Below are 25,491 nucleotides of genomic sequence, written 5' to 3'. Positions count from 1 at the left end.
CACGGCGAAAGCGGGCGGTGAGGGTAAGCTAGTGCCCGATTAACAACAAGGATAGGTGGACAGCATAATGATCATCGAGCAGCTTGCCCTTTGGGGAGACGAGGCCACGCAGGAGCATCCCGCGACGTTCACGACGTATTTGGCAGACCCCATGCCAGAGCATGAGGACGCGCGTCGGCCGGCGGCGATTATCTGCGGCGGCGGAAGCTTCACGCATGTGGGGGTGCACGAGAAGGAGCCAGTCGCCCTGGCTTTTTTGCAGGCTGGCTACCAGGCGTTCACACTCGATTACGTGACGAGTTCTACCGGCGATGTTTCCTATCCCAATCCCGAGGCCGATCTTGCGCGCATGGTCGCGACTGTTCGCGCAAACGCTGCGGATTGGCGCGTAGACCCTGCGCGCGTTGTCGTTGTGGGTTTTTCTGCTGGCGGCTTTGTATGCGCCAGCCTTGCAACCTCATGGAGGGGAAACGCGCTGCCTAAGCTCGTGGGGGCTCCTTCGGAATCCATTCGCCCCGATGCGGTGGTGCTTGGCTATCCTGCGCTGGACTATGCGCATTTGTGCCGCATGCAGCTTAAAGATCCCCGTATTGACCTGCGCGTTCCCAAGACGGGCGGCAAGACAGGTCGTGACCTTCTTAACGATTACGGCCGCATGATCGCCGAGGGTGAGCCGACGGACGATGAGCTGCTTGCCGCGCTTGATTCCATCTGTCCCACCATGCATGTCGATCGTCATGTCCCGCCGGTGTTTATGTGGGGCACTGCCGATGACGACACAGCGCCCGTGGCGCAGCTCTATCCGTTCGCGCAACGTCTTGCCGAGGCGGGCGTGGTGCATGAGCTGCATGTTTTTGACCGCGGAGGACATAGCCGCTCGGTTGCCAATGCCAATTCCGAACACGGCGATGCCGAAAAACAGGAGGCCGTGCGCCCCTGGTTCAATCTCGCGCTGTCCTTCCTTGCCCGCGTGATGTAGCGAGCGGGCCCTGCGCCCACCCGCCGTCTGCGAGATTTGGGACTTCTGGCCCGTTTTTCGAGACGTCCCGTCGGTAAAATTGAATAGCTATGAGAACGCGTGAGCGACATACCCGCCGCATGGCAAATCCTTTCATACCTGCTGCAGATTTGCGAAGCAACAGGCTTTTTGCCATGCCGCGCTTTCTTTCCGACGTGCCGCACGAGATATATCGTCATCGCGCTTTTGCGATTGCGGCTATCGTTACGGGCCTGTTTTTGCTCCTGTTCGCCAGTCTCCCGTTGCTATTTCGCTCGAATCCGTTCCTCTCCTTAAGGACGCCCGCCTATGAGGAAATCGCTACGGAGGTGCTCGAAAATCTTGTGCGGTCGAGTTCCTTTCCGTTGCTGATCGCCTCTATCGTTTTTTCCATCTGGGGCGTAAGCGTCTATCTTCGCTGCTTGGATGCCGTGCTCAGGCGGCGCCTCGTTGCCATTGCTGCGATTTGTACGCTTTGGATGATCGAGGTCATCGTTAAGTACAAGTCGTTCACGCCGGCATACGCTTCGCTGCTGTGGTACCTCTACTACGTCCCCATGACGCTCATTCCGATTTTGTGCCAGCTGTGCGGCTTTAGGCTTGCGGGCCTGGAGCGGCGTCGCCCTTGGCGCCGCTATCGCAACGTCTTGTGGGCTCTAGCGGGCATCATTATTCTTTTTGTTCTTACCAACGACTTTCACCATCAGGTGTTTTGCTTTGATCCCGCGAGCGATAACTGGAGCAGCGACTATACCTATGGTTGGGGATATGTCCTTGTTCTCGTGTGGAGCGTTGCCAACTTCGTGGGCTTCTTTATCTTGATTGGCCTATCTTCTTCGTATCGAATCAGGCGCTTTACGTTTACTGCTGTGCTCGTCTTCTGTGCGGGCGTATTCTTTGCCGTCTCTTACGCACTGCGCGTTCCGTGGGCGTGGAGGCTCAATTTTTCCCTGGTATATTGCATCTTTTGCGTGGTGGTCCTCGAGATCTGCCTGGAAAGCGGCGTTTTCCCCTCGTATCACGACATTGCGGGCATCTTCGATACACTGCCGCTTGACCTCAAGGTCATGACACGTGATTTTGAGGTGGCGTACGCTACGCCAGCATCGGAACCTCTTGCCGATGGCGTGTGCGATGAGCTGCGCGCACAAGAGCACGGTCGTATGCATGCCTTTACCGTGATTTCGAAGCCCGATGTGATTTATCGTGCCTTTCCGCTGATGGGCGGGTGCGCCCTTCTTGCCCAGGACGTTCATGAGCTCAATGAGCTCAACGGCGAGCTGGCGCATCGTCGCGCTGAGCTTCAGCGTCAAAACGAGCTGCTTGCTGCCGACTACGACCTCAAGGCGCATCTCGCCGACCAAGAGGCCGAAGCGCTGCTCATACAGGATGTCGACCAGGCGCTCGCGCGCTCGTTGAGCAGTCTCTACGATCTTTTGAGTTCGCTTCCGCCGCTTACGGACGGAACGTCTTTGGATGAGCGGTACCGGCTGCTGCAGTGTGCCAAAATGCATATCGCCTACTGCAAGCGTAAGGGGTCCCTCACGCTCGCCCAGCACGGCGAAAGTGGCTTTGACCGCGACCGCATCCAGCTGATCGCAAACGAGCTGGCAAGTGACCTGCGCACGCTTGGTGTCGATTGCGCCTCGATTATCGCAATTGGACAGCCGATGCATGCAAGCACTGTGAGTGCATTGTACGACTGCGTTTACGATTTTGCATTCTTTGCCTATACGACTGAGCGCCCTGCCCTTATGTACCACCTGAGCGACCATGATCCAGGTAACGTAGAGCTGCGCGCGACGTTGGTCTCGACTGATGACATCGATCTTTCTGAGGTTCCTGCGGCGCGTGAGCTTGAGCGTGCCCTGCAAGGAAGAGACATCGCGTATCGCCTGGAAGGCGAGCCGGGCGAGCTGCGCATGATTGTCTTGATGCCGCGGGCGGGTGAGTGACCATGCGATTTGATCTGATCCTTCCCCAGTTTGTACTGCTCGATGTGATCTACGTTCTGGCAGCCTGTATGCAGACCATCCATGTGCCGCTTATCACTTCGCGGCGCATGCCCTATAGCCGCATAGCGGTATGCATCTATGAGGCAAGCCTGGTTGTGCATCTGGCCATCGTAGCCGATATCCTCTTATGCTCGACGGGCAATCGTTTGCTGGCACCGCCGTTTGCCATCGCGCATGCTCTGACGGGCATCTTGTGGCTTAACCTGCTGCTTGTCGCCTTTGGTATTGGGCTTGCTGCGTACTACCGCCGTCCTTGCATGATTCCCGAGTTGGCGCTTATCGCGGCGTCGATTCCTCCCGTCGTGAAACTGCTGGGGCCGGCATGGGTCGGAGCTGCCATCATCGAAGGGGCGTTTTTCCTCTTCCGCTCTATTTCGGCGCTTCTTTTGGATGCGTGCCATCGGCAAGAGGACGTCACTGCATTCTCGACGATCGAGACTATCAATGTGATTCCGGTTGGCATTCTTTACCTCGACCTGCAGGGTCGCCCGCTGCTTATGAACCGCTGCATGCGCTCGAATCTTACCGACTTGCATCTCCCCACCGATCTGCGCGATATGAGCGAAACGTGGAACGAATTGCGCAAGCTGGGGGCGAAAGAGTCCGACGAGAGGGGAGGAGGCCACCGCCTTGACTTTGCGCGCTTTGGCGACGCTCGTTCGGTTGTCGAGCTCTCGCCTTCGGAGATTCGTCTGTTCGTGCGGGACAATCTCATCATCTCGGGCCGTCCGTTCGAGCGGATTATCGGTCTCGACGTGACTGAGTATGCCCATGCCTATGACCGCCTGGCCCATGCGAACCATTTGCTCGAGCTTGCGGCAAAAGAGCTTCGCGTGCAGATCGAAGAGGTCAAAAAAGTTGCCGACAATGCTGCGTACCTGCGCATGCGCGCCCGTGTTCACGACGTTATCGGGCAGCGTCTCTCCATCATGCACCGTTATTTGGAAGAGGGGCGCCTGGATGACGAATCGCTCGAGCAGATCGAGCCGCTGCTGCGCTCCATTGCTATCGACTTGCATGGAAAAGACGGAGACGGCACGCGCGACGCTGCCGAAGAGCTAGGCGATATCGTTCACGCTTTTGCCTTGGTGGGCGTGCGCATCGTTGTTGACGGCAAGCTTCCTGTCGATGTGCGCACTGCTGCGGCCTTCTTGCAGATTGTTCGCGAGGCCTCGACCAACGCAACCAAACATGCGCAGGCCCATCAAATCCAAGTACGCTTTTGGGAAGAGGGCGCCGAGTCGTGGCGTACGGCGCGCATGACCGTCTCGAACGACGGAACTCCAGCCCCGGCATCGATTCGCGAGGGAACGGGTATTCCAGGTATGCGGCACGTTGCTCAAGACTTGGGAGGGTCACTTGAGGTTGACCCAGGACCGCCGTTCACGCTCGTTGTATCCATCCCGCTCTCTTCCGATATCACCGCCCAGAGGAGGAACTCATGATCAGCGTCCTTATCGTCGAAGATCAAGCTATCCTGCGTGAGAGCCTTGCGCGCTCCATTGCCGATCAGCCCGATATGACGGTGGTTGCCGCTATCGCAGACGCCTCTTGTGCTCTCGATGTCGTGCGCGAGCAGCATCCCGATATGATCTTGATGGATGTGTGCACCGAGCATGATTCCAGCGGCATCGTTGCGGCTGGGCACATCAAGGAGGAAGTGCCAGAGTGCCGCATCGTTATCATGACGGGCATGCCCGAGATCACCTTTGTCGACCAAGCACGCGAGGCGGGTGTCGATAGCTTTGTGTACAAGAACGTAGGCATCGAGGAGCTGCTTGCCGTGATGCGCTCCACGCTTGCGGGCTACTGCACCTTCCCTAAGCCGCCACAGAGCATCTTCTCGGGCACAGCAGCACTCGACGAGGTGGAGGTCTCGATTTTGCGACTCGCCTGCGAGGGGAAGAGCCGCCGCGAAATCGCAGCCGAGTTGTTTATGAGCGAGGGTACGGTCAAGCGCCGTATCTCGGAGATTCTCAACAAGACCGGCTACGACAACATCATGCGTCTGGCGGTCCATGCGGTGACGGAGGGGAGCATCGTTCCCAACATGGAGCGTTAGTTAGCGTTTGAGAACGTATGCATAAAAGCGGCGGGGCCGCGGGGGAGTGTTCCCTCGCGGCCCCGCTTGCTGTTCGAGTGGGCGCTGCTCGTTGTTGCCTGCTGCGCGCATTACGGGATGAGAGCGCTGTAGGAAGCGACGTCCTCATAGGTCTCGGTCTCATAAGCATCGATGCCGATGGTGATGTTCACGAGGTCGTCGATGCTATCGAGGTCGCCAGTCGAGAACGTGAACTCCTCGGTGGCGTTGGTGCCGGGCATCAGATCGCAGGAGAACCAAGGCTCCTTCATGGTGCCGTCGACATTGGTCTTGCCGCTGGGGGAGTAGAACGTCAGGTCCTTGTCGCTCTTGTTGGTGATCTCGACGGTCAGGCCGATGGTTCCCCACTCGTCCTCGAACTTCTCGGTGACGGTGATGGTGCACAGGTCGTCGTCGGCAACGGTGACGGCGGGAGTGATGGCCTTGCGGGTACCCTTGCCCTCAGCCTCTTCCTCTTCGGCCTCTTCGTTGGCCTTCGCCATATCGCGGTCCTTCTTCACGGTGTCGGAGAGGTCCTTCTTGGACTTGGTGAAGGAGATGTTGTCGTCGCCGTCCTTGAGGGTGAGGGTGTCGTCCTTGAGGGTTGCCTTGAAATCGACGCCTTCGGCGCTGATCTTCGCGGTGCCGTCGCTCTTGACCTTCCAGGTGATGTCTTCGACATCGCCAAAGAGGTCAAGCTGGCCCTCGCCGTCCTCATCGAGGATCAGGATGCAGTTGAGGCCCCACTCTTCCATGGTCTCGATGGTCTCGTCATCGAGTTCCTCGCCGTAGATCTCGCCGCCGGAGAGCTTCCAGCTACCCAGGAATGCTTCCTCGGGGTCGGCCTTTGATCCGCCGCAGCCCACCAGGGCAAAGGCGAGCGCTAGGATGCAAGCCATGAGGGCGAGAGCCGATTTCTTGATCGTTGTGGTCTTCATAGTGTCCTCCTTACGGTTGGAAAACCCATGTATGCAAGGCGCGGGGCTTATGCTTCCGCGCGGGTTGCCGATGCTTGGGCGCTAGGGCCTCGGGGTGCCGCAGTTGCTGCAGAACTTGCCGTTGTTTTCGGTGCCGCAGTTAGGGCAGTACCATTTGGTGGGCGCCGGCGCAGGCGCGGGGCTGCCGCATTCGGAGCAGAACTTGCCCGTGTTGGTGGCGCCGCAGCTGCAGGTCCAACCACCGGCTGCGGGGGCAGGTGCCGGCGCAGGCGCGGGCGCTGCCTGCTGGACGGGTGCCTGCTGGACAGGCATCGGCTGCGCCTGGGCTGCCGCCTGCTGTGCCTGGCCCGCAGCGAAGAGCTGGGTCGCATTCATGCCGCCCATGCCGCCTGCCATGCCCATGCCCATGAAGCCGGCCATGGCACCGTTGGGGTTCGAGGCCGCTGCGCGCATGGCGTCACTCTGGGCGCTTGCGAGGTTCGCTGCCGCCATGGTCGGGTCGCGCATGACCGCTGCCTTCTGCAGGTCCTTGATCATCTGCTCGTCTTCCTGCGAAGCTGCGATGGAATTCACGCCAAAGCTCACGATCTCCACGCCGCGCAGGTCGCGCCAGTCGGCCGAGAGCACATCGTTCAGTGCGCGAGCGACCTCGGTGGTGTGGCCGGGGATGGCGCTATAGCGAATGCCCATTTCGGAGATTCGGGCAAATGCCGGCTGAAGTGCCGTGAGCAGCTCGGATTTAAGCTGGCTGTCGATCTTGTCGCGCGTGTAGTCTTCGGTCACATTGCCGCAGACGTTGGTGTAGAACAGCAGTGGGTTGGTGATGCGATAGGAGTACTCACCGTTGCAGCGCACGGAGATATCGACGTCGAGGCCGATGTTGTTGTCGACCACGCGGAAGGGGACAGGCGCGGCGGTGCCGTACTTGTTGCCGATGATTTCCTTCATGTTGATAAAGTAGACACGCTGGTCCTTGCCGGCGTCGCCGCCAAAGGTAAAGCGGCTGCCGATGCGCGCGAAGGTGTCCTTGATGGTGTCGCCAAGGTTGCCCGAGAACACGCTGGGCTCACTGCCGGTGTCGAAGACGAACTTACCGGGCTCGAGGGCCACTTCGATAATCTTGCCGTCTTGTACCACAAGCATGCCTTGGCCGTCGTTGACGGCGATGACGGAACCGTTGGAGATGACGTTGTCCTCGCCGTGAACGTTGGAGCTGCGATCGCCGGTGCGCTTGCAGCCCTTGCACGCCAAGACGTCAGCGGGCATCGATTCGCAATAAATATACTCTTTCCACTGGTCGGCCATAACGCCGCCGGCAGCTCCCATTCCAGCTTTCAAGAGTCCCATAGCAGTCTTCCTTTCCTATCGAGGGTGGTATACGGGATGGGTGATCGTTTACTTCTTTTGCTGCTTCATCTCGACGCGGGTCTCGGTGCGGATGAAGGTATCGCTTTCGTCTGTAAGGTCGAACTGTCCGCAATAGCTATCGGCATTCGTCGCTTCGACCGCGGTCTTGAGCTGGCCCACCAAGAACAGGTCGGCGATGGCTGCAATCACAAGGGGAATGACGATGTTGATGAGAATGCCCTCGAGGTCAAAGTCGAAATACGCCGGATTGAAGGCATTTGATCCCATGCAGGCAAAGCGCGTGACGACAAAGGCCACGATAAAGAAAATCAGCGTGGCGAGTGCGAGCTTGGGCTTGGAGCAGGGGAGCTCGCCCACCATGCGGCCCGTCTGTCCGTTCATGGCAAACAGGTAGTTCTTGCCGTTCCACGAGGTGGAGAGCATCCAAACGGGGAAGAGCGCATAGTCGGCATCCTCCCAGTTGTAATCGAGGTTTTGGCTCATGAGGGACGCGGTGTTGTAGGAGCTGACGGTCTGTCTGAAGGCCGAGATCAAGCTGCCCTCCATGCGCTTTTCGGCGCGGTCCCTGCATATGCTGCTGTCCTCGTCGTAGCGATTGGCGATAAATCCGGGCATGTACGCTACCGAGAACGGGCGCAGCGAGCTGTAATCAAAGGGTTCGATGGCGTCCATGTGACCATCCGGCATCTTGGTCGATCCGTCGACGGGCACACGCTCAAATGACATGTTTCCCTTGCGATAGGCATCGTAGTGATTGATGGTCGTGACGGTGCGATCGGAGTACTCGGTCACGCGGTGGTTTTCGGCATCGAAGTGCACCTCGCCGTCCACATGTGCTCCGTAAAGCCAAAACGGCACGTAGACACCCTGGACCTCGTCGATATGATTGCCGGAGATAAAGCTCTTGGGAAGCAAGATCTTGCCTTTGTAGTGCTCTTGGAGAGCAGAGAGGGCGTCCTTGCGTTCGAGCTTGAACGGAATCACAAGGTCGGGGGAGAACGAGCCCGAGAGCTGTCCGGGCGCTACGGCAGGGTTGCCGCAGTAGGGGCAGGTGCTGACGGCGACGGTACCGTCCGAAATCAGCTCGGCTCCGCACGAAGAGCAGATATAGCCAGCGTTCATGCCGAGTACTTCGGCTTCGCTGGGAGACGCGGCCTGCGCCGGTGCAGGCGCTGCGTCTGCCTTGGCATCAGCCTTTGCTTGGCGTTCGCGGTAGAGAGCCTCAACTTCTGCCACCTCGAAGCGAGAATCGCAGTAGTCGCATGCCAGTTTTTGCTCTGCGCTCGAAAAATGCAGAGGTCCGCCGCATGCGGGGCATTGATAGTTGACGCTCTCGTTCGCCATGACCGGTCCTTCCCAGTTGTCGCGTTATGCGCCCGTTATGCGCCGATGGCGCCGCCGCAGTATTCGCAACGGCCGCTGGCATCGGGGATGGTGGTGGCGCCGCAGAAGGGACACGTTACCGCGGTCTTGGGGGCCTGAGCAGCAACGACGCTGTCGCGGGTCTCCTGGCGCAACTGCATCAGGGCATCGCGGATCTCGTTTGTTTGGCGTTCCGCCTCGCGGTACTCGATGGAGCCGCGCTGCTCGATGGTCGAATCGTTGACGCGCAGGTTGATCTCGGTGAAGTACGGCGTGTTGACATGGATCGTGACATGGAAGTCGTAATCGAGGTCGTAGCGCGGGGGATTGTAGCTCACGCGCTCGCCATCCTTGTTTTCGCGATACTGCTCGGTGCGATGCTCCTCAATCTCTGTATCACAGCCCAGTACCTGGGTGAACTCGATGATGTCGGGGTTGGCGTCGCGCCAGCGGGCCGCCGAGGTGATGATCAGGAGCTTTGCATCTTCATCGAGCATGATGTTGGTGCGACCGGCCGAAAGCGTGCGCGTAGGATTGAAGGAAGCCAGGCGCTGCGCGTTCGCCTCGCGATAAGCGAGCTGCTCGCGAATGTCGTCTGCAGTGCTCGAGCGATGGCCGCGGAAGAAAGGCGAAAGCTTGCCTGCGCACTCCTTGCACAGATACCCTTCGTTGATTTTGGTCTTTCCCAAAAGTCCCAACTCGGTACCGCAGATTGCGCACTCTTTCTTTTCGAACATCTTGTCAAAGAAGCCCATGGCAGCCTCCAATCATCTTGAGTTGCTCTTCGCTTTAGATGATGGGGGTGCGCGGAGTTTTGCACGATGCCCCTGCGGCCCGAGGTGCTCAACCCAGTGGGACATATGGCCCAATGTGCTGGTCAATTAAGGGATATAGGGCTATGAGCTGGGAAAACGCTTCAAAATGACGGGGCCCGCCTGCGGTTTGTCGCGGTGTGCGATATACTGTGCGTTAGCCGATGGGGTCGCGGTAGAAGCCGCCGTAGAAGTCCTCGGTGCGCAGCACGTTGATCACAGCGCGCTCGTCTTGGGTGCGCACGAGCGCCACGATGTCGCCCACTTCATAGGAGGAGACAACGGTTGAGATGAGCCAGTACTTGTTGCCGCTGTAGCCGCCCGTTGCCTCGATGCACGAGGAGCCGTGGCGGTATTGCATGCTATAGGCTTCGAGCACCTGCTTTGGCTTGGACGTGGTTATCTGCAACGTCATGCGATCGTAGCGGTGATAGAACGTCTCGATCGTTTTGGTCGAGATGAACTGGAAAATAATCGAGTAAGCGGCAAGGTCCCAGCCAAACATGGCGCCAAAGATGCAGATGACGGCGCAGTTGCCCGCAAATATCAACCCCCAGATGGAGTGGCCGGTGCGATTAGAGACCATCAGCGAGATAAAGTCGGTGCCGGCCGTGGAGGATCCGCCCTTGAGGGCGAGCGCGATGGAGAGGCCGTAGAGGAATCCGCCGAACACAACTTCAAGCAAGATGTTGTGGAAGGGCGGCAGAATATGCATCTCGGTGAAGGTGCGCAGAAAGAACGAGGATAAAAAGACCTGCGCCATGGAGAAGAGCACGAAGCGGCGGTTGATGGACCTCCAGCAGATCGCCGCGACGGGGATATTGAGCGCCAGCATGCCTACGAAGGTAGGGAATGAGAATCCCACGAGCGAGGTGATGCGGTCGATGAGAATGGCGAGTCCGGTAAAGCCGCTGGACAGAAGGTTTGCAGGAGTCACAAAGGCGCGAATGGTAAAGGCCTGCAGCAGCGCAGACAAGAAAACCAAGCTTGCAGTGATCAGGTTGCGTACAAACGCAATGCGGCGCAGGCGGCGGAGCTTTTCGAATTCTTCGCCCAGATTGGGAAGATGCGCGTGCCCTTCTTTGCCGACATTCTTCTTTTTTGAGACCGATGTGTCTTTCGAATCCCTGTCCGTCTGCATATATGTGCTTTCCTCTGCAAAACCATCCTTGTTGCCGGGTTATTCGGCAACCAAACTATAGCAACGCCCGCAACGGTGACACTAGGCGAAACGTCGCGGGCGGTATTGAATCGTATGTGAGTGAACGGGTGCCTATTGTGCCGGGTCGTTAATGACCTCCACCTGGCAGCTGCGCAGGGTGGCGAGTGCCGCCTTGTGGCTGTCGGGCGTGACGCCGGCGCAAAGCGACGCGTCCACCTTGAGCGGGACCTCGGGAATCCAGCCCTTGATGAGAAGCGCATTGCTGACCACGCAGATGTCGGTGCACAAGCCGATAAGCTCGATGGACTCGATGGGTTCGGCGACGTTTTCCTCGGCGAGCCACATGGCAAGGTCGAGCGAGGCGAAGGTCGTTTTCTCGAAGACAAAGGAGTTGCGCTCGTCGCGAATCGCCTGGAGCTCGGGCATGAGTTCCCAACCCGGCGTGCCGTGTAGGCAGTGCTCGACGGGCAGGTTCTTGCCTTCAAGGGTCTGAAGGTAGTCACTGTAGTGCGTGTCCTTGGTGAACACGACAGTGCCATCAAAGGCTTGGGCCTTAGCGGCGACACTTGCTACGATGGCCTGCGCCTCGGGCGTTCCCAGCGCACCGTCGACAAAATCGTGCTGCATATCAACGACAACTAAATACCTCTGACCCATGATGCCCCTCCTCATTCGTGGATGTACCTGGAATAGTACACCCCATGTTTGCGGTACCGCAGCGCATGATGGCAGCTATCGGCGAATGTTCAAAAAAGATTAGGTAACGAAGGGGGCCGGTTAATGACGACGCCTGGCAAACCTTACGAAAGGGAAAGCGGCGTGTAAGGCAAATCGATGGCACGGGTAATCGTCGCGCGCGAGTATGGATGACAAGGTAAGACCTTGTTTGAAGGAGGAACGCCATGAGCGCGCGTGGACCGTATGACATCGACCGGTATGCAGATACTGCTTCGGAGGTGCCGGGCAACCCCTTCGTAACCCTGGGCAGCAGGCTATGCTGCTTGGCAGCCATGGCCGTGCTTTGCCTGGGCGCGATCGTGATGCTGTGGAGGGTCTCGGGACGCTAGAGAGTGTTGACGATTAGCTCAAAATCCCTGCGCAGGGGGCATCGTGCTTCTTGTGATGCGTGCCCAACGAGGGGTATTCATTGCTGGCATGCGCGTATAATCGCGCAGGCATTGATGGATACCATAAAGGCATGGCGGAGGAAAACCTGTGGCGCAGCGAGGAATCACGATACGGCAATGGCTTCCATTGATTGGTTTGACGTGCGCCGCCTTTATCTTTAACACCTCCGAGTTCATGCCCATCGGTCTTTTGACCGATATCTCCGCTTCTTTTCATATCAGCGAGGCGGCGACAGGCGTGATGATCTCGGTCTATGCCTGGGGCGTCATGCTGCTCTCTTTGCCGCTTATGGTGTTCGCTTCGCGCTTTGACCTGCGACGCCTGTTGCTTGCGGTGATCGCGCTGTTCGCGTGCGGGCAGTTTCTCTCTGCTGTGGCGCCGACCTTTCCCATTCTGGTGCTTGCCCGCTTGGTGGTTGCCGCCGCGCATGCCATCTTTTGGTCTATCGCATCGGTGATGGCGGCGCGTCTGGTCGATGCCGAGCACGGGGCGCTGGCGCTTTCGATGATCGCTACGGGCTCGTCTATCGCGCAAATTTTTGGCTTGCCGCTGGGGCGCGCCATCGGTCTTGCCGTGGGCTGGCGCATGACTTTTTGCGTTGTGGGAGCGGTCGCAGCGGCGATTCTCGTGTATCAGGCCGTTGTCTTTCCTGTTATGCCTGCGGGCGAGCGCTTCACCCTGGGGCAGCTCCCCTCGCTTCTGCGCAATCGCGTGCTGCTTGCCCTCTATGCGGTGACGATCTTTATGTCTTGCTCGTATTACGTGGGGTACAGCTATATCGAGCCGTTCTTGCAACAGGTGGCGCATCTTGATGCAGGCACTATCACTATGGCGCTTACCGTGTTTGGGTTTGCGGGCCTGCTTGGGTCCGTTTCGTTCTCGCGCTTTTTTGACGGGCATCGCTTTGGCTTTTTGCTCGGCGTGATCGGCGGGCTTGCGCTGTCCCTTCTTCTTATGCAAGCGGCATCGTTCTCGCTTGCGAGCGTGCTTGCCCTCTGTGTGCTTTGGGGCCTGTGCGCCACTGCGTTCAATGTAGCGTTTCAGGCCGAGGTCATCTCGTTTACGCAGGCTTCGGCAAGTGCTGTCGCTATGTCGATTTTCTCCGGCCTGTTCAATTTGGGTATTGGTTGTGGCACGGCTATTGGTGGTGCCGTGGTGTCGCAGGGCACCATTGCAGGCATCGGCTACGTGGGCGCAGGCATTGGCGCTGTGGGCGTTATCTGCACGGTAGCCTGGCTGTTTCCTGCTATCAGGCGTGCTCGCGGATAGCGTAGATAGCGCGGGCCGCGTGTGAACGGGACGGTGTTCTCCGCTCGCGCAGGAGCGCTCCACTGTGTCGTCTCTGTGAAATACTGCCGTTTGCCAGGAAAGTTTCAAAATTGAACCTTTTTTCTCGTTCAGGTCGTATACTGCCATCTAAATTGAACTTTTGAGATGCACTGCAGCTTGAAAAGTTCAATTTAAGAGGAGGTTGAACTGTGGAAGAGGACCCTGTGGCCCAGGCAACGTTTGCACAACGCTTGAAACAGCTGATGGAGCTGCGCGACGCCAAGCAGGCGGACGTGATTCGCATGGCTCAAACGCGCGGGAAGCATCTGGGGAAAAGCCAGGTGAGCCAGTACGTGAGCGGCAAGACGATTCCGCGCCGAGACGTTATGGACGTGCTCGCCGCCGTGTTTGAGGTGGACGCGGAATGGCTCGCCACAGGCGAGGGGCTGGGACCCGATACCGCACGAGCTACCAAGCCGGGTTCGATCCCGGCGCCTCCAGCACGACCGATTCGCAGCAATTCCGCATCACATACAACAGGGGGAGCACCCATGCGCACGTTCAAGAAATCAAATAAGCTCGATAACGTTTTGTACGACGTCCGCGGACCCGTGGTCGACGAGGCGGCGCGTATGGAGGACGATGGTGCGCGCATCCTCAAGCTCAACATCGGCAACCCTGCGCCCTTTGGTTTCCGCGCCCCCGACGAGGTTGTCTTCGACATGCGCCAGCAGCTGGCGGACTGCGAGGGCTATTCCGACTCGCGCGGCCTGTTCTCGGCGCGCAAGGCGATCATGCAGTATTCGCAGCTGCGCAATATCCCCAACGTGGACATGAAGCATATCTATACCGGCAACGGTGTGTCTGAGCTCATCCAGCTTTCTATGCACGCGCTGATCGACAATGGCGACGAGGTGCTCGTTCCCTCGCCCGACTACCCGCTGTGGACTGCCTGTGTGACGCTTGCCGGCGGTAACGCTGTGCACTACATTTGCGACGAGCAAAACGAGTGGAACCCCGACCTTGAGGATATGGAAAAGAAGGTCACCGAGCGCACCAAGGCCATCGTCGTCATCAACCCTAACAATCCCACGGGCGCTGTCTATTCACGAGAGATTTTGGAGGGCATCGTCGAGATCGCCCGCAAGCATCAGCTCATGATTTTTGCGGATGAGATTTACGACCGTCTGATCATGGATGGCTACGAGCATATCTCCATCGCTTCGCTTGCACCCGATCTGCCGTGCGTCACCTACTCCGGTCTTTCCAAATCGCATATGGTCTGCGGCTACCGTGTGGGCTGGATGGTGCTTTCCGGCAACCAGGACTGCATGAAGGATTTTATCCTGGGCATCAACATGCTCTCTAACATGCGCCTGTGCTCCAACGTGCCCGCGCAGTCCATCGTCCAGACGGCGCTAGGCGGCTACCAATCGGTAAACGAGTACATTCGTCCCGGCGGCCGTGTGTACGAGCAGCGCAACTACGTGTACGAGGCGCTCAATGCCATCGACGGTATCACGGCGGTGAAGCCCAAGGCTGCGTTCTATATCTTCCCCAAGATGGACGTCAAGAAGTTCAATATCACGGATGACGAGCAGTTCGCGCTCGACCTGTTGCATCAGAAGAAGATCTTGATTACCCGCGGTGGCGGCTTTAACTGGGGCGAGCCCGACCACTTCCGTATCGTCTACCTGCCGCGCATGGAGGTACTCAAGGAGTCGATGGAAGACCTGGCCGATTTCTTCGCGCATTATCGTCAGAGCTAATACAGGGCAAGACGGTCTATTTGGGGCAGGGGCCGCAACGGGATGTCCGTTGCGGCCCCTGCTTTTCCATATGCAAAAAAGAACCGGGGAACTTGTGCTCCCCGGTTTGCTCAACGTTGTCTATTACAGTCCAAAATAGGTCTTGAGCCAGGTTTTCTCGGTTTCTGGCGAATCGCAGACGTGGCTTTCTATGCTGCCGTCTTCTTTCTGGATGGTGAGCGTGTCTCCGGTAAGGGCAACGCTTCCTGTAGGTGTGCTGATGCTGACCGCCGTTTTTTGCGTAAGCCACATGTCCGGCGAGGTCGAGCAGTAGTAGTTAAGGACTTCGAAATCGACATCCTGCGCAGGGTGCAGCGTAAAGCTCATGAGGGGACGATACTCTCCGTCCTGCTTCCGCTCCATCAGGATTTCCCCGTTGGTGCCCTGCGGCTCCATTGTCACGCGGAAGGTGCCGTTTTTCTCGGTATGAAGGCCGTCTTCCAGCTTGACCGGATACCGGGGACCGGGACCGCCGTAGCCCACGTCGCAGTAATAGGGACCGTCTTCCAAGACAACCATCGTGGCCCTGTGCAGGATGCGGCGAAAATCGTCCGGGCTCCACAGCATTCGTATCGCAAGCGGTGTGACGTCAAAGCCCAGGCCCTTGAGGAGCTCGTAGAAGATCTTGTTCAGCTCAAAACAGCATCCGCCCCGTTCTTGGTGGACGATTTTGTGGAAGATGTCCTCGGTTTTGAGGGAGGGAACCCTCTTCTCCTTGAAGACCTCCAAATTTTCAAAAGGAACGCTTTGAAGCTGCAGCTCCATAAGCTTTTCCAGACAATCCTTATCTGTATGTGGCTCTTCCTGGTAGCCGATGCGCTCCAGGTATGCCTTGCATTCAAGTGCATTCATATGTTACTCCTCCTTACATTTACAAATAACAGCACGTGTAATGCAGCGATGCGAGAGCCCATTGAAGTTAGGGATGGCGAGGGACTCACATTCAAGACGATTATCCCGTATTTCAAGCTTCGCCAATATTACGTATCGGTCGAGCGGCAACGTGGGGCGGTTGTGCTCCTCACGTTCAACCAGCTCGTCAATGCTATGATGGTTCGGACGTATCGGCATTGACATGAAGGGGCTGTCTGCATGTCCTCTCAACTTCGCATCGGACACGGCTACGATGTCCATCGTCTGGTGGAAGGGCGCCGATGTATTATCGGCGGGGTCGATATTCCGCACGATAAAGGGCTGCTCGGTCATTCCGATGCCGACGTCTTGGCTCATGCCTTGGCAGATGCCATCTTGGGCGCTGCTCGTGCCGGGGATATCGGGAAGCTTTTTCCCGACACCGATCCTGCCTATGAGGGTGCCGACTCGCTGTTGCTGCTCGCACGCGTCATGGAACATGTGCGCGGCCTTGGCTTCGAATTTGTCGACGCCGACTGCACCATCGCTTGTCAGGAGCCCAAGATCTCGCCTCATCGCGACCAGATGCGCGCCAACTTGAGCCGCGCTTTGGGGGTCGATATCGAATCGGTGGGCGTCGCGGCAACAACAACCGAGCACCTGGGCTGGGAAGGCCAGGGCGAGGGCATCGGCGCCTGGGCCGTGTGCCTGCTCGAGAAGAAATCTGAGGAGTAATCAATGCGTATCTACAACAGCGCCACGCATAAAAAAGAAGAGTTCGCACCCATCGAAGAGGGCAAGGTTCGCATGTATGTATGCGGCCCCACCGTCTACGACAATATCCACATCGGCAACGCTCGTACCTTTATTAGCTTCGACGTCATTCGTCGCTGGCTCATGGCCAAGGGCTATGAGGTGACCTTTGCGCAGAATCTCACCGACGTAGACGACAAGATCATCAAGCGCGCCAATGAGCAGGGTCGCACCGCCGCCGAGGTGGCAAGCGAGTTTTCCGACAAGTTCATCGGCGTCATGCGCGCCGCCAACGTGCTCGATCCCGATATTCGTCCGCGTGCGACCAAAGAGATCGGTCCTATGATCGGCATGATCAAGGCCTTGATCGAGCAGGGCCATGCCTACGCCGCCGACAACGGTGACGTGTACTTTGCCGTGCGCAGCGATCCCACCTATGGCGAGGTTTCGGGCCGCAATATCGACGATTTGATGGTGGGCGCGCGTATCGAGGAGAACGAGGACAAGCGCGATCCGCTCGACTTCGCTTTGTGGAAGGCCGCCAAGCCCGGTGAGCCCATGTGGGATTCTCCGTGGGGCAAGGGCCGTCCCGGTTGGCACACTGAGTGCGCTGCCATGGTGCATCGCTATTTGGGCGTGCCCATCGATATTCACGGTGGCGGATCCGACCTCGCCTTCCCGCACCATGAGAACGAGTGCGCCCAGGCCAGCTGCGCTTGGCATCAGGGCTTTTCCAATACCTGGATGCATACGGGCATGCTTTTGGTCGATGGAGAGAAGATGAGCAAGTCGCTTGGCAACTTCTTTACGCTGGCCGAGGTTTTGGAGAAGCACTCTGGCGCGGCACTGCGTCTGCTCATGCTGCAAACAAGCTATCGCTCGCCGCTCGATTTCTCGTGGGATCGTTTGGACGGTGCCGAGAGCTCGCTGACGCGTATCGCCGGTACGGTGCAGAACCTGCGCTGGGCTGCATCGCATGCAACGGCTCAGGCAGATGTTGCTCTTGCCGAGGATTTTGATGTAAAGACCGCTGCCGTTCGCGCGAGCTTTGCCGAGTGCATGGACGACGACTTCAACACCGCCGGTGCCCTGGGCGCTGTCTTTGGTTTTGTGACCGAGTGCAACCAGTATCTTGAGGCCGCGGGCGACGCTGTCGCGGCGCCGGTGGCGCTTGCTGGAGCCGATGCTCTGGCAGAGTTGCTCTCCACGCTGGGTATCGAGTTGCCCGAGCCCGAGGAGGAGCTGCCCGCAGGTTTGCTCGACGTGGCTCGCGAGCTGGTTGATTTTGAGGGCGACGACGTTGCGGAGGCTGCCGAGAAGATCTTGGCCGCCCGCACCGAGGCCCGTGCAGCCAAGAACTGGGGTCTTGCCGATGCCATTCGTGACCAACTCAAGGATTTGGGCCTGGTTATTGAGGACACGGCGGCGGGCACCCGTATTAAATCGGCCTAATCCCGACGACCGGATCACAGCACCGCACCTCGCCGCTCAATCGTCGCTTGCGTACCCAGGTACGCAACGCTCCTCTTTCGGGGCGATCTGCGGCACTGTGACCGGTCGTACTTCCGGGCCCAGGCACCCGACCTTGCCCCTCAATCATCGGTCGCGTACCTCAAGTACGCTTCCCTCCTCTTTCAGGGCAATCTCGGGCACCTGGAAAACCCGCGGCCTCCGGGGCCAGGGTGGTGTGCTCGCGGCGGGCGGGGGAGAGCCGGCGCATCTATTGTTGAACCTTCTTTAATCGAGGAGAGATATCGTGGCGGACAAGCGCGCACGTGGAAACAACCAAAAGAAGGACGCCTCTCGTGGCGGCCGTTCGCAAGCTTCGCGCAAGGCACCCTCTCGTGGCTCTAGACAGGGGAGTGAACCTTCCCGTCGCGGTGGTGTGCCTCGTGAGCGCGTGGCTGTACCCGCGGGCGACTTTATCGAGGGGCGTCGTGCTGCCGCCGAGGCGCTGCGCACGGGCTTTCCGGTCAAGCGCGCTCTCGTTGCCAACGGCCAAGGCTCCGATGCGGCGCTCGCTCGTCTGATTGACGACCTCTATCGTGCGAACATTCCCATCAAGACGGTGCCTCGAGCGCAGCTCGATGCCATTTCCAGCCATGGTGCTCATCAGGGTATCGTGCTCGAGGTAGGTTCTTTCCCGTATGCCGGCATCGCGGACATCATCGCTCGTGCGGGTGAGGGCCCAGCCCTCGTACTCGTGCTTGACCACGTGACCGATGATGGCAACTTTGGCGCCATCGTTCGATCTGCCGAGGTTGTGGGCGCTGCTGGCGTGGTTATCGCCAACAAGCGTGCCGCGGGCGTCACCGTGGGTAGCTATAAGACGTCGGCGGGTGCTGTGATGCACCTGCCTATTGCACAGGTCCCCAACATCGCTCGTGCGCTCGATGATCTTAAAGACGCGGGCTTTTGGGTGGCTGGCGCTTCCGAGCATGCGCAAGATGTGTGCTGGGACTCTCCCCTTCAGGGGCGCGTTGCGCTTGTCATGGGTTCCGAGGGCGATGGCATTTCACGCCTAGTGCTCGAAAAGTGCGACTTTCTGACCAAACTTCCGCAGCGTGGTCTTACCGAGAGTCTGAATGTCGCTCAGGCAGCATGCGCCCTGTGCTTTGAGTGGATGCGTCGCAATGCATCTGAGCTGGGGGAGTAACCATGGGAAAGAAGAGTCGCGCTAAAGCCAAGGCGAAGCGATTCGGCGAGAGCTCGGTGCGCGAGACCGTCTCGGCCAGCACGTATGGAGTGGGCAATGCATTTTCGGCGGCGTTTGAGACGCCCGATGTTCCGCCGCGTGGTACCAATGCGTCGGGAAAACGAGAGCTCTTGGTGGTCGATGGCTACAACATCATTCATTCGACGCCGCGCTACGAGTGCCTGGTGTACGATCGCTCGGACGATCCCTATTCGCGCGACGTCCATGCCTCGGCGCGCACGGCGCTCATCTCGGATGTGGCTGCATTCGCCCAGGGTCGCTACGAGGCCGTAATCGTTTTCGACGGTGCGGGCAATGTTTCTGCCGAGCGCCCGAATATCTCTCAGGCGGGCTGCCGTATCGAGTTTTCGCCCACGGGGGTTTCGGCCGATACCGTGGTGCAGCGTATTTGCACCGAGGCGCGCGAGACCGGCCGCGCCTGCACGGTGGTGACGAGTGACGCCATGATTCAAGCAACGGTGATGGGCAAGGGCGTGACGCGCATCTCTGCCCGTATGCTTTTGGGCGAGATCGAGCAGATCGATCGTGACGTCGCCGAGGTCGAGGAGGCTCCGCAGATCAAGATGACCCTGGGTAGCCGTTTGAGTCCCGAGGCACTTGCCAAGCTCAAGGCATTGCGCGGAAGATGAGATTTGATGGGGCGGTGCGAATGAGCGCCGCCCCATGGGTTTCATTCGCCGATATCGGCGCCGTGGAATGCAACGGTGGTTCTTGGTTCGATTGCGGTCGAGGCCTTGGTTCGTTTCGAGGCCCACAATCAGTGCCGGTGGGTTCCCCGTGGTTGAGTGGCGGGATCCACCCCGAGTGATTCCTGCGTTTGAGTGGCGGTTTCTCGCTCGTTTCTGACTGAGTGGCGGGTCCTCGCTCGTTTTGAGACGGGAAGCGGCTCAATTTCGCTATCGGTTCCGCCATTCATTTCGAAACGTATAAATTGCCGCCAGTCATTCTCCCGGCGGAGTCTCTGAATGTACGAGAATCCGCCAGTCGTCTGACACGACGGTCCCAGATGGGCGCGGAGATGGATGATAAGAAGATGTCTGGCGGATTCGAAACGTTTCTTGCGCCGGCGCTTCGAACGATTGGCGGCTTTTCAATCATTTAGGAGATGCGTGGACCTTGGTGCACTTTACGGGATTCATTTCTGCAACGAGCGAGCCTCAGTGCGTCTGACGGGATTATATTGAGCAGCCGGCAACTTCACGGATGATCTAAATCGTGAAGCCATTCGTTTTGACGAGGGACATTTGGCTTTGGCGAAAACGATGGATCCGATCCGGACGGTATGGAGCGGTCGTTTGAGCTTGCCGTTTATGTCGTGTCCCTGCGCTCATGTGTTGCGCCCCGGCTCTAATTCCTTTATCCTAAACAAGCTTCGCGCGAGAGCGCCAAGCGTGCCAGTGTGGCGCAACGGTAGCGCAACTGATTTGTAATCAGTGGGTTGCGGGTTCGATTCCTGTCACTGGCTCCATGAAAAATAGCAGGTCAGAGGTGTTATCGCTTCTGGCCTGCTTTCTTATTGAAAACAGCTGATGCCTAATCCTATCTTGTCTGTTTTTCGATTTGCAACGAACGCGAAGACGTCCAGTGGAGTGGCAGGGCATGAAAAGGCCCCGCCTGAAGGGCGGGGCCGAATGGTTTTTGGCAATTCTGTTTAGACGCTATTTAGCTTCGTAATAGGTTGGTTCAACTTTTACGCTTTGCGCATCGACGCTTCCGTAAGCTTCGAAGCGGACTTTTTCACCCGGGCCCCAGCTATTGACATCTGCGTATGCCTCGTCCTGCCTTACGCCATCGGCGTCATATAATCCCAGCGTGATGCTCACGTTTGAGTAGTTGTATTTGGTGGTGTTCTCTACTACGGCGGAGTACGTGTAGTTTCCCCAGCCGTCATCGGAGATGTCCCAAGTGACGTTGTTGAAATTATTAATCAGGCCTTCGTCCTGTTCATTCTTCTTGGTTGCGGCTGCGCCATTGGCAATAAGCTCGTCAAAATCGTCCTTGTACTTGTCTGACACTGTGAGGTCGTAGTTGTCGACAAGAACCTTTAAGGCGGCGGCGCGCTTATCATATGCGTCTTGCCACTCCAGATAGAACGAGTCACTCGATGGCGAGTTGTTCTCTACGATATCTAATTGCGCCTGCACGGAATTGATGTAGGAGAGGACGTCCTCCTGCATTTTAGAATCTTTGAACTTGGCATCCTTGAGGTCTTTATCGACGTTAAGCTCGGCCTTAATAAATTTCTTGTATACCTTTGAAGTTTCGTCGTATTCGCCGTTTTGTTCCTGTTCGTTAATGACATCCGCGCGGGCTTCAAAACCCTTGGCAATTGTTTCCATGGCAGTGTCGTCTGCGTATTTAGGCTCCTCGCTTTTGCTATTTGAGGAGCACGCGGCTAGAGCGACTAGGATAACTAGGCACGTAAACAGTGCGGCAAGACGTTTTTTCATGACGTTTCCTTTCCCTTTTACCAAAGCAAGATTAGGCTATCACCCTCATGTTATTGAAGGCTTAAGAAATGGAACAATTCGGTAAAAGGGGTCGCCTGGCCAGCACCTTGTCGTAGATCGAGGGGTCGAATAGCGAAAGGGGTTTCAGGACATTTATTGGTCTAAATGAAGCAAAAACGGTTAACTATATTGCGGGCTCGATTCCCGTCACTGGCTCCATGAGAAATAGCAGGTCAGAGGTGTTATCACTTCTGACCTGCTTTGCATTCAGTCGTATCTGACAAATAATTGCTTGGTGCGGGTTGGGTTCGATCGGTGGAGCCTAGCTTAAAGGCAACTAAATACAGGATGCCGCCGATGAAATACATGCATGCATCGAGCATGTCTGGAGTACTGAAATCAAACAGCGCCGGAGTCAGTACTTCCCAACAAAGTGAACATCCCGTCGATAAAATAAGGCTGCTCGGTAAACCATTCATTAGCGTTTTTCCACAGACGGCTTCACTCAGGGTATTTACATAGGCGGGGAAGATGATTCCTCCGCAAAGATCACCTAGCTGATAGTGGGAGAACCCATAAGGTAGAAAACAATCGAAAGAAACGATGTACCTATTTAGAAGATACGCAATACCGGCAAATAAGGGCAAAATGTTGCGGCTCGAAATGAGCGCAACTTCGAGTCGCCTAGCCACAGACTGCGAATAGTAATAAGCCAAAACAAACGCCTGCTGCAATAATTAGGGCTTGCTGCAAGCATCCGGTATCTGAGGGGACCATGAAAACCTCTTTCTTGAGACGATAATTCCTTAAAGTATTCCTCAGCGACCTTGTTTACCTGTTGAGCAACAAATATCTGTATGCATGAATGGGGGGGAGAGCGTATTGAATTTAAAGCGGGGATGGATCGGGCTATTACTATTTAGATGACAAAATAGCCCTTATGAATTCATTGCTGAGCGGACTCCACTTTACTTAAGAATCTGGATATAGTCCTCCGCATGTCCTTCAAACACCCCATTACAGTCTGAAATAGGCCATCGATAAAATTCGATGGCGAGCATTCGGCGCATTGCCTACGATACGGGCAAGCCCCGAGGGGCCGCCGATCGGGCGCCTCCGGATGGCCGTCTGCCCCTGCCCCGTAGAGGGCCCGGGGGGTGTTGCCACCGGGGGCGCTCGCCGCTCCGGACGACTGATAGGAAACTGCCGGGCGCAAGCGCCACGGCCAGGTAATGTGGGTGTCGCGGGGAGGGGCTCCGATCGGCCTACCGATTGGAGGATACCACCGTGGCACCAACTAGAATGCCGGAAGCCGTCATCGGGCTCGATGTCGGGAAATCGTCCCACTGGGCATGTGTCGCGACCCGAGACGGCGAGGTGCTGCTGAGCGCCCCCGTCGCGAACAGGGAGGGCGACCTGGACTCGCTGTTCGTCCGCTTCCCCGACGCGCTCGTGGTCGTCGACCAGTCGCGCAACATAGGCGCCCTCGCGCTCGCCCGCGCCAGGGCGGCCGGGATGTCGGCGGCGTACCTGCCGGGACTCGCGGCGCACGGGGCCGCCAGGCTCTTCGCCGNGGCGCCGCGCAACCGCCAGTCGGGAACCTCGATCTCCTCGGTGACGGCATCACGCCAAGGAAACAAGAGGCTGAAGAACCTGCTCATATTCTCATGCAACTGCCTTACCCGGACAGAGGGGAGATGGGGTGACTACTACGCCAGGTGCCGAGAGCGGGGCATGCCGCACGGCAAGGCGCTCAAGGCGCTGGCGCGAAAGAGGCTGAAGGTCATCTACGCGGTCATGCGGGACAGGGTGCCTTACGCCGCCTAGCCGAAGCGCACCGAGCAGATTGGAGCCCACCGGCCGAATGGCCTGGCGTCAGCATGCCGCGATTCAGTCGCGCGGACAGCATTTCCCAGTTGACAAAACTATAGGAACACCCCCCTCAATTACCTGCGGTCTTCACACCATATTCACTGCTCCACTTGCCTAAAGCAACAAAACCCCAGGAAAGAGAAATATAGATACGCCCGGCACCGTGTATTATAGCTTTCTGATTGACAGGTTGCCGGCCCGCGTCGTAATATCTCTTTCGTTCGCGAGCGCAAAAGCTTAGAGCCAATGCAATCGAGAACATACGTGGGAGTTTGCCCGAGTGGTTAATGGGGACGGGCTGTAAACCCGTTGGCTTTGCCTACATAGGTTCGAATCCTATAGCTCCCACCCTTATGTTGCCTGTATAGCTCAGTCGGTAGAGCACTTCGTTGGTAACGAAGAGGTCACCAGTTCAAGTCTGGTTGCAGGCTCCATTTGGCGGTGTAGCTCAGTTGGTCAGAGCACACGGTTCATACCCGTGGCGTCACTGGTTCGAATCCAGTCACCGCTACCAGGTAACAAGGTGGCTCTCCTAAATCCTTTTAGGGGGGCCACTTAGGTATAAAGGCAAGTCCAAAAGGACACCTTTGAAAGAGGAGGGCTTCATGGCCAAGGAAAAGTTTGAGCGCACTAAGCCGCATGTTAACATCGGCACCATCGGTCACGTTGACCACGGCAAGACCACGCTGACGGCTGCCATCACCAAGGTTCTCTCTGAGACCGAGGGCTGCAAGGCCGACTTCACCGCGTTCGAGAACATCGACAAGGCTCCCGAGGAGCGCGAGCGCGGTATTACCATCTCCGTCTCCCACGTCGAGTATGAGACCGCTGCTCGTCACTACGCTCACGTCGACTGCCCGGGCCACGCTGACTACGTCAAGAACATGATCTCCGGTGCTGCTCAGATGGACGGCGCTATCCTGGTTATCGCTGCTACCGACGGCCCGATGGCTCAGACCCGTGAGCACATCCTTCTCGCCCGTCAGGTCGGCGTTCCCTACATCGTCGTGTTCCTGAACAAGTGCGACATGGTTGACGACGACGAGCTGATCGACCTCGTCGAGATGGAGACCCGTGAGCTCCTCTCCGAGTACGATTTCCCCGGCGACGACATCCCCGTCATCCGTGGTTCCGCTCTCGGCGCTCTCAACGGCGAGGAGAAGTGGATGGACGCCATCCGCGAGCTCATGAACGCTGTTGACGAGTACATCCCGACGCCTGCTCGTGACAACGACCTCCCGTTCCTGATGGCCGTTGAGGACGTTATGACCATCTCCGGCCGTGGTACTGTTGCTACCGGCCGTGTCGAGCGCGGTGAGCTCAAGCTCAACGAGCCCGTCGAGATCGTCGGCATCAAGGATACCCAGAACACCGTTGTTACCGGTATCGAGATGTTCCGTAAGTCCATGGACTTCTGCGAGGCTGGCGACAACGTCGGTCTGCTGCTCCGCGGCATCAAGCGCGAGGACATCGAGCGCGGCCAGGTTCTCTGCAAGCCCGGTTCGGTTACCCCGCACACCAAGTTCACCGGCGAGATTTACGTTCTGACCAAGGAGGAGGGTGGCCGTCACACCCCGTTCTTCGATGGTTATCGTCCGCAGTTCTACTTCCGTACCACCGACGTTACCGGTACCGTGAAGCTGCCTGAGGGCACCGAGATGGCTATGCCTGGTGACCACATCACCATCGAGGGCGACCTCATTCACCCGATCGCCATGGAGGAGGGCCTGCGCTTCGCTATCCGCGAGGGTGGCCACACCGTCGGCTCGGGCATCGTCAGCACCATCATCGAGTAACTTTAGCTACTCGAGCTGTTGATTTCATCAACCCGGTTCCTCTTCGGGGGAGCCGGGTTTTTGTGTCGATGCGCACTAATGACAGGATTGTGTTCTGGATCTGCAGAAAAATC

The 25,491-nt window shown here is 57.8% G+C and carries 22 protein-coding genes and 4 tRNA genes; 17 read left to right on the top strand and 9 right to left on the bottom strand.

The features are described 5' to 3' along the window. Positions 1–67 precede the first annotated feature (67 nt). The 4 genes from BQ9843_RS00950 to BQ9843_RS00935 all read left to right on the top strand — a co-directional run bounded on the left by BQ9843_RS00950 (position 68) and on the right by BQ9843_RS00935 (position 5,074). Complete coding sequence (locus BQ9843_RS00950; protein WP_075843521.1) at positions 68–979, top strand: alpha/beta hydrolase; 912 nt, start codon at positions 68–70, stop codon at positions 977–979. 173 nt (positions 980–1,152) lie between these two features. Continuing rightward, on the top strand, positions 1,153–2,952 hold the full coding sequence (locus tag BQ9843_RS00945; RefSeq protein ID WP_195906587.1) for a histidine kinase N-terminal 7TM domain-containing protein: 1,800 nt from the start codon (positions 1,153–1,155) through the stop codon (positions 2,950–2,952). Positions 2,953–2,954: 2 nt separating this feature from the next. Beyond that, positions 2,955–4,457 (top strand): sensor histidine kinase, encoded by a 1,503-nt coding sequence (locus BQ9843_RS00940; protein WP_075843519.1) that lies wholly within the window; start codon positions 2,955–2,957, stop codon positions 4,455–4,457. Continuing rightward, positions 4,454–5,074 carry a response regulator transcription factor gene (locus BQ9843_RS00935; RefSeq protein ID WP_075843518.1) on the top strand — a complete coding sequence of 207 codons (621 nt, stop codon included), beginning with the start codon at positions 4,454–4,456 and terminating at the stop codon, positions 5,072–5,074. Before BQ9843_RS00940 ends, BQ9843_RS00935 begins: the two co-directional genes overlap by 4 nt. 110 nt (positions 5,075–5,184) lie before the next feature. Here the strand turns inward: BQ9843_RS00935 and BQ9843_RS00930 are convergent, their stop codons facing one another. The 6 genes from BQ9843_RS00930 to BQ9843_RS00905 all read right to left on the bottom strand — a co-directional run bounded on the left by BQ9843_RS00930 (position 5,185) and on the right by BQ9843_RS00905 (position 11,391). Continuing rightward, positions 5,185–6,030: a hypothetical protein gene (locus BQ9843_RS00930; protein WP_075843517.1), complete on the bottom strand. Its 846-nt coding sequence runs from the start codon at positions 6,028–6,030 to the stop codon at positions 5,185–5,187. Between the two features lie 81 nt (positions 6,031–6,111). After that, on the bottom strand, positions 6,112–7,377 hold the full coding sequence (locus BQ9843_RS00925; protein WP_075843516.1) for an SPFH domain-containing protein: 1,266 nt from the start codon (positions 7,375–7,377) through the stop codon (positions 6,112–6,114). 48 nt (positions 7,378–7,425) lie between these two features. Next, positions 7,426–8,742, bottom strand: coding sequence for a TFIIB-type zinc ribbon-containing protein (locus BQ9843_RS00920; RefSeq protein ID WP_075843515.1), 1,317 nt, complete (start codon positions 8,740–8,742; stop codon positions 7,426–7,428). Positions 8,743–8,777: 35 nt separating this feature from the next. Continuing rightward, complete coding sequence (locus tag BQ9843_RS00915) at positions 8,778–9,515, bottom strand: DUF4428 domain-containing protein (RefSeq protein ID WP_075843514.1); 738 nt, start codon at positions 9,513–9,515, stop codon at positions 8,778–8,780. Positions 9,516–9,729: 214 nt separating this feature from the next. Then, the gene (locus BQ9843_RS00910; protein WP_083647853.1) at positions 9,730–10,713 is read right to left on the bottom strand and encodes a YitT family protein; all 984 of its coding nucleotides are present in this window, start codon (positions 10,711–10,713) and stop codon (positions 9,730–9,732) included. 132 nt (positions 10,714–10,845) lie between these two features. Beyond that, the gene (locus tag BQ9843_RS00905; protein ID WP_075843513.1) at positions 10,846–11,391 is read right to left on the bottom strand and encodes a cysteine hydrolase family protein; all 546 of its coding nucleotides are present in this window, start codon (positions 11,389–11,391) and stop codon (positions 10,846–10,848) included. Between the two features lie 245 nt (positions 11,392–11,636). Here BQ9843_RS00905 and BQ9843_RS08695 point away from each other — a divergent pair, with 245 nt between their 5' ends. From BQ9843_RS08695 to BQ9843_RS00895, 3 genes are all read left to right on the top strand, one after another. Further along, on the top strand, positions 11,637–11,801 hold the full coding sequence (locus BQ9843_RS08695; RefSeq protein WP_154665536.1) for a hypothetical protein: 165 nt from the start codon (positions 11,637–11,639) through the stop codon (positions 11,799–11,801). A 148-nt stretch (positions 11,802–11,949) separates the two neighbouring features. After that, positions 11,950–13,131, top strand: a complete 1,182-nt coding sequence (locus BQ9843_RS00900) for an MFS transporter (protein ID WP_075843512.1) — start codon at positions 11,950–11,952, stop codon at positions 13,129–13,131. Positions 13,132–13,394: 263 nt separating this feature from the next. Beyond that, complete coding sequence (locus BQ9843_RS00895) at positions 13,395–14,900, top strand: aminotransferase class I/II-fold pyridoxal phosphate-dependent enzyme (protein ID WP_075843666.1); 1,506 nt, start codon at positions 13,395–13,397, stop codon at positions 14,898–14,900. A gap of 123 nt (positions 14,901–15,023) precedes the next feature. On the opposite strand, the gene BQ9843_RS00890 is transcribed toward BQ9843_RS00895, so the two are convergent. Then, on the bottom strand, positions 15,024–15,791 hold the full coding sequence (locus tag BQ9843_RS00890; protein ID WP_075843511.1) for an arylamine N-acetyltransferase family protein: 768 nt from the start codon (positions 15,789–15,791) through the stop codon (positions 15,024–15,026). Between the two features lie 240 nt (positions 15,792–16,031). Between BQ9843_RS00890 and ispF the strand changes: the two genes are divergently transcribed. The 5 genes from ispF (at position 16,032) to BQ9843_RS00860 (ending at position 20,728) form a co-directional block, all read left to right on the top strand. Then, entirely contained in the window at positions 16,032–16,526 is a 495-nt protein-coding gene (gene ispF / locus BQ9843_RS00880) for a 2-C-methyl-D-erythritol 2,4-cyclodiphosphate synthase (protein WP_022387063.1), read from the top strand. 3 nt (positions 16,527–16,529) lie between these two features. After that, the gene (gene cysS, locus BQ9843_RS00875; protein ID WP_075843509.1) at positions 16,530–17,996 is read left to right on the top strand and encodes a cysteine--tRNA ligase; all 1,467 of its coding nucleotides are present in this window, start codon (positions 16,530–16,532) and stop codon (positions 17,994–17,996) included. A 304-nt stretch (positions 17,997–18,300) separates the two neighbouring features. After that, positions 18,301–19,200 (top strand): 23S rRNA (guanosine(2251)-2'-O)-methyltransferase RlmB, encoded by a 900-nt coding sequence (gene rlmB, locus BQ9843_RS00870; protein WP_075843508.1) that lies wholly within the window; start codon positions 18,301–18,303, stop codon positions 19,198–19,200. A gap of 2 nt (positions 19,201–19,202) precedes the next feature. Next, positions 19,203–19,889, top strand: a complete 687-nt coding sequence (locus tag BQ9843_RS00865) for an NYN domain-containing protein (RefSeq protein ID WP_075843507.1) — start codon at positions 19,203–19,205, stop codon at positions 19,887–19,889. Between the two features lie 764 nt (positions 19,890–20,653). Continuing rightward, positions 20,654–20,728: transfer RNA gene (locus BQ9843_RS00860), tRNA-Thr, on the top strand. A gap of 190 nt (positions 20,729–20,918) precedes the next feature. On the opposite strand, the gene BQ9843_RS00855 is transcribed toward BQ9843_RS00860, so the two are convergent. Beyond that, positions 20,919–21,599 (bottom strand): FxLYD domain-containing protein, encoded by a 681-nt coding sequence (locus BQ9843_RS00855; protein WP_230205514.1) that lies wholly within the window; start codon positions 21,597–21,599, stop codon positions 20,919–20,921. Positions 21,600–21,955: 356 nt separating this feature from the next. Further along, positions 21,956–22,444 carry a hypothetical protein gene (locus BQ9843_RS08630; RefSeq protein ID WP_143327597.1) on the bottom strand — a complete coding sequence of 163 codons (489 nt, stop codon included), beginning with the start codon at positions 22,442–22,444 and terminating at the stop codon, positions 21,956–21,958. Between the two features lie 568 nt (positions 22,445–23,012). Here BQ9843_RS08630 and BQ9843_RS08960 point away from each other — a divergent pair. The 5 genes from BQ9843_RS08960 (at position 23,013) to tuf (ending at position 25,378) form a co-directional block, all read left to right on the top strand. After that, positions 23,013–23,537, top strand: coding sequence for an IS110 family transposase (locus BQ9843_RS08960; RefSeq protein WP_075843505.1), 525 nt, complete (start codon positions 23,013–23,015; stop codon positions 23,535–23,537). Between the two features lie 311 nt (positions 23,538–23,848). Beyond that, positions 23,849–23,930, top strand: a tRNA-Tyr gene (locus BQ9843_RS00845). Positions 23,931–23,940: 10 nt separating this feature from the next. Next, positions 23,941–24,016: transfer RNA gene (locus BQ9843_RS00840), tRNA-Thr, on the top strand. 3 nt (positions 24,017–24,019) lie between these two features. After that, positions 24,020–24,096: transfer RNA gene (locus tag BQ9843_RS00835), tRNA-Met, on the top strand. A gap of 91 nt (positions 24,097–24,187) precedes the next feature. Next, positions 24,188–25,378, top strand: a complete 1,191-nt coding sequence (gene tuf, locus BQ9843_RS00830) for an elongation factor Tu (RefSeq protein ID WP_040219891.1) — start codon at positions 24,188–24,190, stop codon at positions 25,376–25,378. Positions 25,379–25,491: the final 113 nt, after the last annotated feature.

This window comes from Collinsella bouchesdurhonensis (assembly GCF_900155365.1).
GTDB lineage: Bacteria > Actinomycetota > Coriobacteriia > Coriobacteriales > Coriobacteriaceae > Collinsella > Collinsella bouchesdurhonensis.
Note: the sequence above shows the minus strand (reverse complement) of the source record. Positions and strands in the feature narration are given on the sequence as shown.